General features: G+C 42.4%; 12 protein-coding genes. 9 read left to right on the top strand and 3 right to left on the bottom strand.

Annotated features, from left to right (window positions below; genetic code table 11):
• Nucleotides 1-54: 54 nt before the first annotated feature.
• Together C1X04_RS03675 and C1X04_RS03670 are read left to right on the top strand one after the other, a co-directional pair.
• Nucleotides 55-1,404, top strand: coding sequence for a DEAD/DEAH box helicase (locus C1X04_RS03675; protein ID WP_110575173.1), 1,350 nt, complete (start codon nucleotides 55-57; stop codon nucleotides 1,402-1,404).
• A gap of 110 nt (nucleotides 1,405-1,514) precedes the next feature.
• Entirely contained in the window at nucleotides 1,515-1,928 is a 414-nt protein-coding gene (locus tag C1X04_RS03670) for a hypothetical protein (RefSeq protein ID WP_137169211.1), read from the top strand.
• A 55-nt stretch (nucleotides 1,929-1,983) separates the two neighbouring features.
• On the opposite strand, the gene C1X04_RS03665 is transcribed toward C1X04_RS03670, so the two are convergent.
• Both C1X04_RS03665 and C1X04_RS03660 read right to left on the bottom strand, forming a co-directional pair.
• Nucleotides 1,984-3,975 carry a methyl-accepting chemotaxis protein gene (locus C1X04_RS03665; protein WP_137169210.1) on the bottom strand — a complete coding sequence of 664 codons (1,992 nt, stop codon included), beginning with the start codon at nucleotides 3,973-3,975 and terminating at the stop codon, nucleotides 1,984-1,986.
• Between the two features lie 196 nt (nucleotides 3,976-4,171).
• Entirely contained in the window at nucleotides 4,172-5,563 is a 1,392-nt protein-coding gene (locus tag C1X04_RS03660; RefSeq protein WP_137169209.1) for an L-cystine transporter, read from the bottom strand.
• Between the two features lie 262 nt (nucleotides 5,564-5,825).
• On the opposite strand from C1X04_RS03660, the gene C1X04_RS03655 reads away from it, so the two are divergent.
• From C1X04_RS03655 to C1X04_RS18835, 7 genes are all read left to right on the top strand, one after another.
• Nucleotides 5,826-8,270: an HD domain-containing phosphohydrolase gene (locus C1X04_RS03655; RefSeq protein WP_137169208.1), complete on the top strand. Its 2,445-nt coding sequence runs from the start codon at nucleotides 5,826-5,828 to the stop codon at nucleotides 8,268-8,270.
• A gap of 317 nt (nucleotides 8,271-8,587) precedes the next feature.
• Nucleotides 8,588-9,934, top strand: a complete 1,347-nt coding sequence (locus C1X04_RS03650; protein ID WP_137169207.1) for an integrase family protein — start codon at nucleotides 8,588-8,590, stop codon at nucleotides 9,932-9,934.
• On the top strand, nucleotides 9,931-10,917 hold the full coding sequence (locus C1X04_RS03645) for a hypothetical protein (protein ID WP_137169206.1): 987 nt from the start codon (nucleotides 9,931-9,933) through the stop codon (nucleotides 10,915-10,917). Before C1X04_RS03650 ends, C1X04_RS03645 begins: the two co-directional genes overlap by 4 nt.
• Nucleotides 10,918-11,179: 262 nt before the next feature.
• Nucleotides 11,180-11,431, top strand: coding sequence for a hypothetical protein (locus tag C1X04_RS03635; protein ID WP_137169204.1), 252 nt, complete (start codon nucleotides 11,180-11,182; stop codon nucleotides 11,429-11,431).
• Entirely contained in the window at nucleotides 11,422-12,759 is a 1,338-nt protein-coding gene (locus C1X04_RS03630; RefSeq protein ID WP_137169203.1) for a helicase RepA family protein, read from the top strand. The genes C1X04_RS03635 and C1X04_RS03630 overlap by 10 nt, the downstream gene beginning before the upstream one ends.
• Before the next feature lie 121 nt (nucleotides 12,760-12,880).
• Nucleotides 12,881-13,027: a hypothetical protein gene (locus tag C1X04_RS18400; RefSeq protein WP_175404890.1), complete on the top strand. Its 147-nt coding sequence runs from the start codon at nucleotides 12,881-12,883 to the stop codon at nucleotides 13,025-13,027.
• Complete coding sequence (locus C1X04_RS18835; protein WP_368073954.1) at nucleotides 13,014-13,265, top strand: recombinase family protein; 252 nt, start codon at nucleotides 13,014-13,016, stop codon at nucleotides 13,263-13,265. Before C1X04_RS18400 ends, C1X04_RS18835 begins: the two co-directional genes overlap by 14 nt.
• On the opposite strand, the gene bamE is transcribed toward C1X04_RS18835, so the two are convergent.
• Nucleotides 13,259-13,615 (bottom strand): outer membrane protein assembly factor BamE, encoded by a 357-nt coding sequence (bamE, locus tag C1X04_RS03625; RefSeq protein WP_137169202.1) that lies wholly within the window; start codon nucleotides 13,613-13,615, stop codon nucleotides 13,259-13,261. The genes C1X04_RS18835 and bamE overlap by 7 nt on opposite strands.
• Nucleotides 13,616-13,932 lie beyond the last annotated feature (317 nt).

Below are 13,932 nucleotides of genomic sequence, written 5' to 3'. Positions count from 1 at the left end.
GCATAACCTGATTTTTCAGCTTTGCACCTGCCTTTATAAAACATGAGAACATCTATGAGTTTCAACAAACTTGGGCTTTCTGCCCCCATCCTAAAAGCCATTGAAGATCAAGGCTATACTGAGCCGTCTGCAATTCAAGCTCAGGCAATACCAGCCATTCTTGAAGGCCAAGATGTGATGGCCGCGGCCCAAACTGGGACAGGCAAAACAGCCGGTTTTACCCTACCCTTGCTTGAAATTCTGAGTAAAGGCGAGCATGCGCAAAATAATCAGGTTCGTGCTTTGGTGTTAACGCCAACACGAGAACTCGCCGCTCAAGTCGCTGAAAGCGTAAAGAACTACGGCCAGCACCTAGGTCTTAAGTCGACCGTTGTATTTGGTGGCGTCAAAATCAACCCTCAAATGATGGCACTTCGACGCGGCGCAGATATTCTTATTGCGACGCCTGGTCGTATGATGGATTTGTACAACCAAAAAGCCGTGCGTTTCGATAAATTGGAAGTGCTGGTTTTAGATGAAGCCGATCGCATGTTAGACATGGGCTTCATTCATGACATCAAAAAGATCCTAGCCATCTTACCAAAAAAACGCCAGAACCTATTGTTCTCTGCGACCTTCTCTCCAGAGATTCGCCAACTAGCGAAAGGCTTAGTCAACAACCCGGTTGAAATCTCTGTTACGCCACGCAATGCGACAGCCGTTTCTGTTGAGCAGTGGTTACACCCAGTAGACAAAAAACGTAAATCGGAATTATTGATTCAACTTATAGCCCAAGGTCGCTGGGATCAAGCCTTGGTATTTTCTCGCACCAAACACGGCGCCAACAAGATCACCAAACAATTAGAAGACGCTGGCATTCGTGCTAGTGCTATTCACGGCAATAAAAGCCAAGGCGCACGCACCCGTGCCCTAGCCGATTTTAAAGAAGGCCGCATTCGCATTCTCGTTGCAACCGACATTGCCGCTCGTGGTCTAGACATCGAACAGCTGCCTCACGTTGTCAACTTTGATTTACCTGATGTGGCTGAAGATTACGTTCACCGCATCGGCCGTACTGGCCGCGCTGGTGCGACAGGCAAAGCAATTTCATTGGTTGCTGCTGACGAACTGGATCAATTACGTGCCATTGAGCGCCTGACTCAGAAGCTGATTGAACGTCGTTATGAAGATGACTTCATTCCAACACACATGTTGCCTGATACCACCCTTGATACGCGCCCAATTAAACCCAAAAAGCCGAAAAAACCGAAAGCCCCACGCGATCAACACGCTGGAGCAAAGCAAGGTAACGCGCCTAAATCTGGCAAACGTCGCCCTGCAGCACCGAAAGCAGAAATGACACCTGGACAAGGTCTACGTAGCAAACCATTAGCGCCAGCGCGTCGTAACCGTAAGCCAGACTAATTTTCAGTGAGTCTGCTAAAATAAAGCCACAGTGAGCATACCGCTACTGTGGCTTTTCTTTGAACAGCGCATAAGATTAAATAACAACTTACTTACATCAAGGACGCGTCATGGGAATTATCATTCTTCCTCTGTTTTTATTCTGGGCGATCAGCTTCCTTTACTCTCTACGAATAGGCTACGTCCTATTGAAAGAAGAAAAGCTTTTTGTCTATAAAATTCTACCTACCATTACCGCTATATTCCTCGCCTTCGCTTACACAACTCTGTCTCTTAATGACTTCAAAAGCAGCGAATCTCTTTGGACATTCGAGATTATGTTCTACTTCCTCTTTAACCTAAATGCCGCTGTTTTATATTTAGCTGCACTACTCTCTTACTTCACCCTAAGAAAACACATTAAAAACCCATCCATCAAATCGCTTATTTTCATCATCGCATTGTCAATTTCTTTAGGCACATTGATCGGCGCTTTTAGCAGCGAAGCCTTCATGGAAGAAAACAACATTGAACAAACCTATTAAACTAAGATGACATCTGCCTCTCAACGCTAGAACCAGATGTCATCGTGAGGAAAAACTAACTCAACTTGTAAGAGCTAATCTCTTTCAATACGTTTTCAAAACGCTGCTTGGCTTGACCTGCCCCTTCATCGGTTTTATTCACCATGTCCAGAATTCGTTCGGAACGTTCGCTGACATTTTGAATGTTCTTATTAATTTCTTCAGAGACCTGTGATTGTTCTTCAGACGCGGTAGCAACTCGTTCAATTGTTTGAGCCAAATGCTCTATGGCCTCAAATAAGCCTTGCATCATAGTGACGTTCTCAGTCACTACATTCGATGTTTCCGTTGCCATGTTGGCACATTGCCCCATTGATTGAAGCGCACTCTTACCAGAACCTACCAAGGCTTCTATCATCGAACGAATCTCTTCCGTCGAATTTTGTGTACGCTGCGCCAGCGTTCTAACTTCGTCTGCCACTACCGCAAAACCTCGACCTTGCTCTCCTGCTCGAGCCGCCTCGATTGCGGCATTAAGGGCTAACAAATTCGTTTGTTCAGCAATAGATTCGATGGTTTGCAGAATACTGCTAATTTCTTCCGTATGATCCGTCACAGACTGTACCGCTTTATGACCACCTTCCACTTCAGATGATAAATTTGCGATAGATTGCAGAATACTCTGCATACGTTCTGAACCTTGGGTACTCTGCTGACGAATACTTTCCGTCGCCTCCGCTGAGGATTGCATATCCTGAGAAATAGTGTTGCTGGTCAGAGACATCTCCTCTACAGCAGAAGCCATAAGATCGGTTTGATTAAACTGGTCTTTGGTTTCCTCTAATGCAGTTTTAGAATAGCCACTTAATACATTCATGCTTTCTTTTGATTCTGATGCCATATCCACCATCAGATGAAATGACTCACTCAGATGATCTAAGTGAACATTGAGATATTGGATAATTTCACCCAATTCGTCTTTCGACGTATTTTCAATTCGGCCGACTAAATTACGTTCTACAGAGACATTAGATAATGCTCGGCTAATTTCTTCCACACGTTTTGTTAGGGAACGAGTCAACGAAAATGCCAACAAAATAACCGGTGTAATCAGTACAATAAAGCCAATCACCAGCCCATTACGATACAGCTTACTTTGCGCTGTCATGGCGCTACTTAACGTTTTGATCTCTGTACTAACCTGATCAGCAACACCTTTAATCAAACCTATCTTCGCCGTCGCAAGCGCAAACCAATCAGCGGGGCCGTTCACAGAGGACACATCCTGTAACGCCAAAAAATCCTTAGTCGCTTGGTCGACCGCCTGCCATTTTGCATTTTTCATCGCCGTGTCCAGCAAGGCTTGCTCCTTATCGGATGACGTCACCATAAAGTGTTCTAATTGATGCTCCTCATCAATAATAAAAGCCGCAATCTGAGACTGGCGCATTAAGGTTGTCGTCTTAGCGGCATAGACGCCATTCAGTGCACCACGATACTGACCGACTCGCTCCTTCATCCACAACAAACTTAAGCGAGCTTCAAGTGCTTTAGCAATATCGCGATTACTCACATCTAAAATAACACGCTCTATCGAACCAAGAGCTTTACGGTTGACCTCAGAATAAAAATCAAAGGCGCCATTATCCGCGGCTAACGCATCCACTTTTTGACGGATCTGACTCTTATCCTTTAACAAATTCAAAACAGGATTTCGCAAGCGATTCAAACGATCTAACGACAATTTTTCAAAAGCATCTTCATCAATATTGCGAAGGGCTTCTTCTGCACTATCAGCCACCTTACGCTGAGCTAATAATGCCTCGGCGCCATTACTGCCTTTGCTTCCCAAAAAACCTGCACTCAAACCACGCTCTACAGCATAATTATGTGCTACCCCATCAAGAATAGTTGATAGCTTTACCATGTCTTCCGCAAGCACTCCCTCATCCACTTGTTCATTAAGATCTGTGACCAAAAACGCCACGATAATAATCGCAAAAAGTGAGGGTAATATGCCAACAATGGCAACCGAATGAGATACTTTTAGATTTGAAAATAAGGACACTAGCCTCTCCTTGTCGTTGTTATAAAGCAAGCTTAGACGAAATCATGCACTTTGCATGCCCAATATCATTAATATAGATCAGCAAAAAATTTGCGCTCTTTTATTAACTACCGCAGTTAATACTTCTCCAAAAAAATTCATAAAAAAACCACCCGAAGGTGGTTTTATATAAACAAAATATTGCAGCCCTATATCATTAACTGTTTTTCAGCTCTGCTTCAGGCACTTCATCTTGTTCAAACACACTCGAATCTGAATGACCAAGCCATTTAGATGTAATACTACCGGCAGTCATTGCCCCATTCACATTTACGGCTGTTCGCCCCATATCGATCAAAGGCTCAATAGAAATTAACAAACCCGCTAATGCAACTGGCATATCTAAAGCGGATAAGACAATCAATGCGGCGAATGTCGCGCCACCACCAATACCTGCAATACCGAACGAGCTAACCGTCACAATGGCAATCAATGAAATGATGAAGCTTGGATCCAACGGGTTAATGCCCACAGTTGGCGCGATCATCACGGCCAACATGGCTGGATACAAACCAGCACAACCATTTTGGCCCATCGTCGCACCAAAAGAAGCCGAAAAGTTTGACTCCCCCTCACCGTTACCCAGACGTTTTACCTGAGTATCGATGTTTAGCGGGATCGTTCCCGCACTCGAACGGGAAGTAAAGGCAAACAACAATACTGGCAAGACTTTCTTAAAGTAACGCAGAGGTGAAATACCATTGAAAGCCAATAAACATAAATGCATGACTAAAATGAGTGCCAAACCAACATAAGAGGCCACAACAAAGTTAAGCAGCGTCAGTATGTCATCAACATTAGAACCAGCAACGACCTTAGTCATCAGAGCCAAAATACCATATGGCGTAAGGCTTAGCACCATACGAACCAAGGTTCTAACAATTGATTGAGCTACATCAACAAAACGTTCAAAACTTGCGCCTAATTCTGGCTCAGAGCGGGCAACTGTCACCCCAGCGATCCCGACGAAGGCAGCAAAAATCACCACAGCGATTGTAGAAGTCGGACGACTACCCGCTAAATCAGCAAAAGGATTACCAGGGAAGAAAGACGTAATCATGTCAGCAAAAGACACACTAGCCAGACCATCAAGACGTGTTTCTAATGCCGCACCACGCGCCATTTCACGAGCGCCCTGTACGATACCGTCTGCAGACAAACCAAATAAATTACTGACAAAAACACCAATCAAGGCAGAAGCTGCCGTAGTTGCTAACAAGATACCGATAATACCGCCAGACATCTTGCCCAAAGAACCGGTGTCTTTCACCTTAATGATAGCGCCAATAATAGACACCAAAATTAACGGCATAATGATCATTTTCAGCAAGCTAACATAGCCATAACCAACTATATTTACATACTCTAGCGTGGCGCTTGCTTCTGCACTGCCAACACCATAGATAAATTGCAGCGCAGCACCAAAGGCAACACCTAAGCCCAAACCAGTAAACACTTGGGTAGACAGTGTCTTTTTTGCTTTCTGAAGCTTAAACAGCAATGCAATTAACAAAGCGAAAACCACTAAGTTAATAATGGGATACAACATGAGGAAAACCTTAAAAAAATAAACCTTAGAACACCGACGCCCGTTCACCTAAACATCAATCAACAGGTTTGATCGGCAAGTTGGCGCCATCTTAACAAAATGTTGACTAAATGGATAAGAAGGAAAAATGATTACCTTATATAAGAAAAACGAATAAGGAAAAAATTTGGACCAAGAATGAAGACATAAGAGATAACAAATCATCACATTGATGGATTTGCACAAATGTATGTACTCAATACTCATTACAAGGGAATGAATAGTGACTAGCAAGCAGCGAAGATCCAAACGATTATCTATCAGAATTCTTGTTGCCAATATGTTTCTTCTGGCAATCGTCATTACCGCAGGCATTGCTATTTCTCTGCAGTATAGCACCAGCAAAAAAACCGCTGTCGATCACATGCTATCAAGCATCGATCTACTCTCCGATCATATGAGCGACAGTGTTCAAAGCCTGGACAGCGACGCCAAACAAGCCGTTAATTTGCTTTCCGAGCTCATCAGCTCAGATTTATCCAACATCAGCATAGAACACAAAAGCAGCCTATTTGCTCAGTTTCTACAAAAGCGTCCCGAGCTATACAGCCTTTATGTTGGTGACAAGCAAGAAAACTTTTTTCAGCTCATTAACCTAAACTCAGCCAAAGACACAAGACAACGAATGGGGGCGCAAGCGGATGACCGCTGGGCCGCTGTACATATTTCAGGGAATGGCGAAAAGCGTTTACGCCGCACCTATTTTTACTCGAATACCTTTCGCCTGAATCACCAACAAACAGAGAAGAGTAGTTTCTCCCCTACAAAGCGACCATGGTTTGCGGCATCAGAACAAAATAATATCGTTACAACCCCACCTTATACTTTTGAACACTTACAGATATCTGGACAAACCTACGCAAAGAGAATTCGCAACACAGAACAGGTAATCGGATTAGATATACTTTTATCGTCTTTATCAGATCAACTGACTTTATCTTCAACAAAACTGATAAATGGTCAGGAGCAGGCCTTTTTATTCAACCAAAATGGCAAAATCATTGCGTCAAATATAACGGATAGCGACTCAGACACATCGTCGTCTCATCAATACATTCAAGATTACCTTGGCATAGAATCAAAAAGACTCATCGACATTGCCAGCAACCCAAACGCAAAACAGCCAACCCTTATCGAAAAAGAAAATTATCCTCGATACTATGCATTTATTACAGCCATCAGTAACGACATACTCAATCAACAATACATCGCCGTTACTTTGCCAAAGGACGTGTTGTTTCAACAAGCCACCAAAGAAGCGCTTCATTCCACATTGTTAAATGCGCTGGTAATGATCATCTTATTACCCATTATCTGGCTTTTTAGCGCCCCCATCGTTCGCCCGATTCGACAACTACAACTCGAAACAGAGAAAATCAAACGACGCCAGTTTGATGATGTCACCTTCACAGACTCGCACATTAAAGAAATCTGGCAACTATCTAACTCCTTCGTCTCTATGTCTCAAGACATCAAGCAGCATGAAGCCAGCCAAAAAGAGTTTATGGAGGCATTAATCCGCCTTATCGCCACGGCCATAGATGACAAATCCGCTCATACTGGCGGCCACTGCTATCGAGTTCCAGAACTAGGGCTCATGCTGTCCGACGCTTTAGAAAAAGCCGAAGAAGGCCCTTATAAAAGCTTCCAATTTGCCAATGACAATGAACGCCTAGAATTTCGTATTGCAGCTTGGTTACACGACTGCGGCAAAATCACCATGCCAGAACACATCATCGACAAAGGCTCAAAACTCGAATGTATCTACAATCGCATTCATGAGATTCGCACACGATTTGAAGTCTTATGGCGCGATGCGGAAATAGACTACTTACGCTCTGTACATATTGAAAAACAAGACCCAAGTATCGCCTTAGCAACATGGCAAGAAAATCAAGCAAGGCTTCAAGAGGAATTTGCATTAGTAGCCAAAGCCAACATTGGCAGTGAATTCATGAGTGAAAAAGAGCAAAACAAGATCAAAGCCATTGGTGCACAAGAATGGACTCGCCATTTCAATAATCGCTTAGGATTATCCCCTGCAGAAGAAATGATGCATGCAGAGCAAGACCAGCACAGGGATCCACATAACGCCATAGAAACCCTATTATCAGACAAGCCTGAACACATCATTCCTCGGCATAAAGAAGTCAAGTTTGATGAATCCCTAGGCATCAAGATGACAATCCCCGAGCATCAATATAACCAAGGTGAGATTTACAATCTCACCATACAAAAAGGCACACTCACTAAAGAGGACAGATTCAAAATCAACGAACACATCATCAGCACCATTACTATGCTAGACAAACTGCCTTTCCCGCCAGAGTTAAGTCGAGTACCGCTTTATGCCTCCACTCACCATGAAAGAATGGACGGCAAAGGTTACCCACGAAAACTCAATGCAGAACAGCTCAGCATTCCCGACAGAGTTCTAATGATCGCCGATGTTTTCGAAGCCCTCACCGCCGCTGACCGTCCTTATAAAAAGGCCAAACCACTCAGCGTTGCCGTCGACATTATGTTTAACATGTGCAAAGAAGGACACCTCGACCTACAACTGTTCCGCTTCTTTCTAACCAGCGGTACTTACTTAACATACGCCAAGCGATTCCTACCCGAAGAACTGCATGATGAAGTGAATTTAGAGGAATATTTAGAGGAATGATCCGACCAGATCAATAAAAAAGGAATAAAAAAAGCCTTAGTAAGTACTAACCTACTAAGGCTTATTTTATATGGTGGGCCTGCCCAGACTTGAACTGGGGACCTGCCGATTATGAGTTATCGGTTTATTACATTGATAAGCGTTTATACAGATTGATTAAAACCCATAATATTAATCTTAATCAATGACTTAGGCGTTATTTAACATTAATTGACATTGACTAACATTTGTTCAAAAATGTTCCAAGGGTGTTCCGAAGCATAAAAAATTGTTCCGAGAATGTTCCGAAACGGGTCAATTGATGGAAATATAATTTTATGCAAACCAAGGTCAAGTTTACTAAGACTGAGATAGAACGCCTTAGCTGCCCAACTGACAAAACAGAAATATACTTCTGGGATACCGAAGCACCATTTTTAGGATTGCGTATTCTTTCCAGTGGACGAAAGACATTTATTGTCAGAGCTACTGTAAACGGCAAGACTCGCAAAACAACCTTGGGGACAGTAGATTCATGGGGCACTAACAAAAGTAGCTTAGAACGAGTCAGAGAAGAAGCTAGACGCATCAAGTCTGTGGCTATGTCTGGCATTATCCCAGCGGAAGAAAAGCGACAAAATGCTATCAAAGAAAAGCAAGACAACCAGCGCAGGAAAATAGAAGCCACAACGCTAGAAACAGCATGGTTTTTCTATGTTGAATCCAATAAACAAGGCTGGAGCGAGAAACACTACAAAGATCATTTCAAAGCTATTCAAGCTGGTGGCCTTCCTAATAACTTAGGACGTGGTAAAAGCGTTACTAAAGAAGGTTGCCTCTACCCGCTAAAAGATAAGCGCCTTACCCAACTAACAGCACCGATGATTGAAGCATGGATCAACGAACAAAAAAAGACCCGCGCTGGCGTAGCGGCTCACACTTACAGACTGTTATTTGCTTGCCTCAATTGGCTATCAGAAGAAGAACACTATTCAACCTTATTCGATATCCACCAGCTAAAAACCAAAAAAGTACGCAAAGCCGTTCCTAAACTAACACCCAAAACGGACGTACTTCACAGAGAACAGCTTTCAAACTGGTTTAAATACGTTCGGCAAATACAAAACCCCGTCATTAAAGCCTATGTTCAAGCCTTGCTGATTACTGGCGCCAGACGTGAAGAACTCGCAAAACTCACATGGGAAGAAGTAGACTTTCAATGGAATAAGTTAGTGATACGAGACAAGGCCACCACTAAAGGCAATGAAATAGGTTACCGAACCATTCCTTTGACGCCTTACGTTAAGCAATTAATCAATGCCCTACCAAGACGCAACCAATGGGTATTTTCATCACCCAGAGGCCAAGACGGCCGAATGGTAGAGCACAGAAAAAGCTATGAGCCAGCCCTAGTAGCGGCAGGTCTAAAAGGCTTAACGCTTCACGGCCTAAGACGATCCTTTTCAACACTTGCTGAATGGGTAGAAGCCCCAGCGGGTGTCATTGCACAAATCCAAGGACACAAACCCAGCGCAGTACAAGAGCGCCACTACAAGCCCCGTGAACTGGATTTATTAAGGATCTGGCATGAACGCATAGAAGGCTGGATTTTAGAACAAGCAAAGGTAGAAGTGCCGCTAGAAACACAAGAAAGGCTAACCATTGTTAAGAGAGAGCTGGCATGAATAAAAAATATCAGGTCAAAGAGGTTTATTTTCGAGCTAATGAATATCAAGTTAAAATTGGCAACCAGCCACCATTTTATGGGATTTTTTCCGAAACGAGATTTGATTTAACAATATTGGATGAAAACGGTAGCGATGACTTTCCCCTTTTCAATTTATATAAAGAGTCTCTTGGTCTAAGAACAATTTCCAAGGGTAAAATCATTTTCAATGATAAAGAATCTGAGAAACGATTTTCTGAAATTCTGGTGGAGTTACAAAAAGACCCTGAATTCATGAAGTCTCTAAAAGACTATCATATTCAAAAGGTTGCTCTACTAAAAAGAGAGCAAGAGCAAAAGAGTCAAGGTGAAAACGATGGTCTAGGGCTTCTTGAACAAGAAGAGCGGATTTTAGAAAGGTTTATCTCTCAAAGAGTCACAAATTATAAGCAAGAGGATAGCGGATATAAACACTACATAAAGGAAAAAAATTTCCTCTATGATGATTACGCCACATTATTTTTCTATATCCAAGAAAACTATACACAACAAACCCACCCTTTAGCTATTGAAGCAGCTAAAGGCCTTTATCATATTCAAATGGCACGTGAAGCAATAAGAAAAAATGATGCAATGAAATCGGCATATTACACAGGATTAGCAGTCCAAAGACGCTATATGTCAGGTATACATGCTGACTTTGAGAAAAGTCATTTTCAAGCAATAGCAAGAAGATTATATGGCGCCTACGCTAAGAAGTATGAAAGCAAAGGAAATACTAAATTCACCAGTGAGGAACGTCTAAAAATAGTTAATGAAGTAGGAAGAGTATACAACAACAATCCAACTATATCTAAAATTGAAGCTTGTAGAAGAGCCCTCAAAAATAGTGGGCTACCTAATTGCTATTACAATGAAAACAGTTGCCAATATACCAATAGAAGCCAAACAGTCGAGACAATAAGAAAGTGGTCAGAAATCGAAGCTATATTTAAAAAATAGTTGGTGATTCACCAACGGAATCACCAACATATATCCATCAGAATTCACTTACGTTAATCAAAAAGGTAAGTGAAATGACAAACTCAACTGAATATCTCTCAACTGAAGAACTAGCTTCTACCCTAAAGGTAAAAGCTCCCTCTATCCGTGTTCGCCTCTGTAATACAGGATCGTATCACGGCATAAAGCCACAAAAGTTACCAAATGGACGCTTACTCTGGTCTGCTAGCGCTTTACAAGCCTTCATCCACGGGGAAGTGAAATGATTAGCCAAGATGTATTTTCTAACTTCATTGGATCAGCACTTGAAACCCTCTCGACACTAGGAACACTAAAAGCAGACGATAAGCTACACGCCTTTACTGGGAGTACAGATGCCACTACTGGCTATTACCGTTTATCACCAGACGGGAAAGAGTGCTCTGTGACCGTAGATTATTTTTATGGTGGGCACGAAGGAACAGCCACATTTAGTTTTGTAATTGAACGCATGGAGGCTCCTAAATGTCATTGAATGCCTTTACAAAATTTGCCGCTGAACAAGACATGAAACCCTTTGATACATTTCAAGGAAATGGCGACATTGAGCCCGTTAAGGGTGGCGATGCTGCCTATTTTCCAGAAGCTGGTGGCGGGGTACTTATCCCTCGCCAAGGTGACCCTATCTATTTTGGAGATATAAAAAACATAGCTCCATTGGTAAAAGCGGCTTTTGAAAAAGGTACAGAAGAATCGAATGATGCCAGTCACCAAGCACCAATAGACAATGTTTTATCATTGAAACCAATACTTAGAAAGCCTATTGCGTTTCACCCCTACAACTCTGAAAACATAAAGCCTAATAATTGGCTAATAAAAGATTATTTAGAAGTGGATAGTTTAAGCCTGATTTATGGCGCACCTGCCAACGGTAAATCTTTTGTGGCGATTGATTGGGCGGCCTGTATTGCTACTGGCAAAGATTGGCACGGCCAAAAGGTCAAACAAGGCGCTGTATTCTATCTCGCTGGTGAAGGCTTTAACGGACTAAATAAACGCCAAGCAGCGTGGGAGAGAGTCAACGGCAAGCGACTATCAACCGCACCACTTTATACTTCAAACAAAGCTGCCGTTTTAACTGATCTTACACAGCTTCAAGAAATGATGATGGTCATACAGAGCATGATTCAAGAGACGAACGAAAAACCAGCATTGTTGGTTGTGGATACCTTGGCGCGTTGTTTTGGTGGCAATGAAAATGCGGCCGACGATATGAGCCGCTTTATCTCAAACCTAGACACGATAAGAGCGGTTTTTGGTTGTTCCGTGCTGGTTGTTCATCACAGCGGCAAAGACACAGACAAAGGCGCGAGAGGCAGCACCGCGCTAAAGGGTGCCGTTGATACGGAATATTCTTGCTCACTGACTGAAACCGATAGCGGCAAAGTCATCACGATTAAAAACAGCAAAATGAAAGATGCGGATACACCAGCTCATAAATCATTTTTACTGGAAGCTCAAAAGCTTGACATTACAGATGAAGACGGCCAACCATTTTGGGCACCTGCTTTAATTGAAACAGACTACCAAGCACCACTCACACCGAAATTGGCAAAACTTGGAGCGAATCAGCAAAAAGCGTTAGACCTGATACAAGAAATGGTCTCTATCGCAAAAGAGCATCAATCAGGCGAAAGCATTACCACTCAGCTAAACGAAGTCAGAGAGGAAGATTTTAAACAGAGAGCCTACCAACAAGGCATAACCACCAGCAAAAATTACAGTTCTTTTATTGGAAAACTCGAAGAGAGACGATTTATCAAACGCCAAGCGGCTTATATCCAGCTTTTGGAGGTGCCGTAAAGTTCACCTTAAACAACGCCTTGTTTTTGACCATTTTTCCTACTGAACGCCAATGTATACGCCTTACCTTATCTTAATCTTTCTATGAAAGATAAGGTCTAAGGCATGAGGACGCACACAAATGAACGATGATAACAACGAACTTTTAACAGCCGCTTTTCTACTGGTCGCCATCACACTTGGTACCTATATGATGATGACATTTATTTACCTATCCACCAGCCGCTTAATGCTAGCACCTTGGGGGCGTTCTAATGACTTATGCTAAAACAGACGAACTAAGAGCGCGTGTAATAGCTACCATTGAAGAAATGACCATAGCGCAACGATTCATGCGCCCACCGCCTTATAAAGCCGTGTGTAAGCGGTTAAACGAAGATGGAATCACTACTGGATATGGAAGAAGATTTGATCCAACCACACTATACGCCCTTCTTTACAGAAGCGGCTATAGTGGGATATGGGGAGTTACTTATCATCAAATACGAAAACGAGCTAATCAATAGACATTCGTCGTATTTGGTGATTCAGTATAAGAGTAGCTTTCTACAACATCACCTTTAAAGGTTACTTTAAGTGTTTTCGACTCAGTGGATGTTTGTACTTTCATTGCGAAGACCATACTTTGAGCGTGTGAAGAAGTCTTAATATATTGATATAGCCACACCTCAGTTCCATCAGAAGATTTACTTATCGTTGCAGGGCTACCGAAGCTGCTCTTTACATCTTCTTTAGTTGTAATCCCCTCTTTCATACTATCGATTTGTAGCGCGGTAAAATTAGTTCCAACTTCATAGTTGGATGTAGCACAAGCAGAAAGAAGCACACCTAGAACAATCGCACAAAGAAGTTTCATCAAAATCCCTTTTATATCCAATAAAAAATTAATATAGATGTATGGACAATCAACTGTCCATTATTTTTTTCCCTATAAAATAAAGGGTGACAAAACCTAACATAGCAAATCTTACATTATAAACAAACTGTAGATTTTCAGACACGTTAAGGGGCTGGTGGCTAAAGTAGAAATAAAAGGATTCTGGACACTATAAAAAAGGAGGTTTTTAGACAACCTAGGCGAGCACAAACCATAGCTTTTTAGGGGTCATTGAAGGCAATCAACGGGCAGCCCTGTATAGAAAAGATTCAAGTCTGTTAATGAATAAATGTTCC

This window comes from Marinomonas sp. FW-1 (genome assembly GCF_005222245.1).
In the GTDB taxonomy this organism is placed as follows: Bacteria; Pseudomonadota; Gammaproteobacteria; order Pseudomonadales; family Marinomonadaceae; genus Marinomonas; species Marinomonas alcarazii.
This window is presented reverse-complemented; position numbering and strand designations above follow the sequence as displayed.

What these genes read in the sequence shown, in the direction of transcription:
- bamE (WP_137169202.1), bottom strand. Translation starts at nt 13,615, where the DNA reads ATGAAACTTCTTTGTGCGATTGTTCTAGGTGTGCTTCTTTCTGCTTGT.
- C1X04_RS03675 (WP_110575173.1), top strand. Translation starts at nt 55, where the DNA reads ATGAGTTTCAACAAACTTGGGCTTTCTGCCCCCATCCTAAAAGCCATT.
- C1X04_RS18400 (WP_175404890.1), top strand. Translation starts at nt 12,881, where the DNA reads ATGAACGATGATAACAACGAACTTTTAACAGCCGCTTTTCTACTGGTC.
- C1X04_RS03670 (WP_137169211.1), top strand. Translation starts at nt 1,515, where the DNA reads ATGGGAATTATCATTCTTCCTCTGTTTTTATTCTGGGCGATCAGCTTC.
- C1X04_RS03635 (WP_137169204.1), top strand. Translation starts at nt 11,180, where the DNA reads ATGATTAGCCAAGATGTATTTTCTAACTTCATTGGATCAGCACTTGAA.
- C1X04_RS03645 (WP_137169206.1), top strand. Translation starts at nt 9,931, where the DNA reads ATGAATAAAAAATATCAGGTCAAAGAGGTTTATTTTCGAGCTAATGAA.
- C1X04_RS18835 (WP_368073954.1), top strand. Translation starts at nt 13,014, where the DNA reads ATGACTTATGCTAAAACAGACGAACTAAGAGCGCGTGTAATAGCTACC.
- C1X04_RS03650 (WP_137169207.1), top strand. Translation starts at nt 8,588, where the DNA reads ATGCAAACCAAGGTCAAGTTTACTAAGACTGAGATAGAACGCCTTAGC.
- C1X04_RS03630 (WP_137169203.1), top strand. Translation starts at nt 11,422, where the DNA reads ATGTCATTGAATGCCTTTACAAAATTTGCCGCTGAACAAGACATGAAA.
- C1X04_RS03660 (WP_137169209.1), bottom strand. Translation starts at nt 5,563, where the DNA reads ATGTTGTATCCCATTATTAACTTAGTGGTTTTCGCTTTGTTAATTGCA.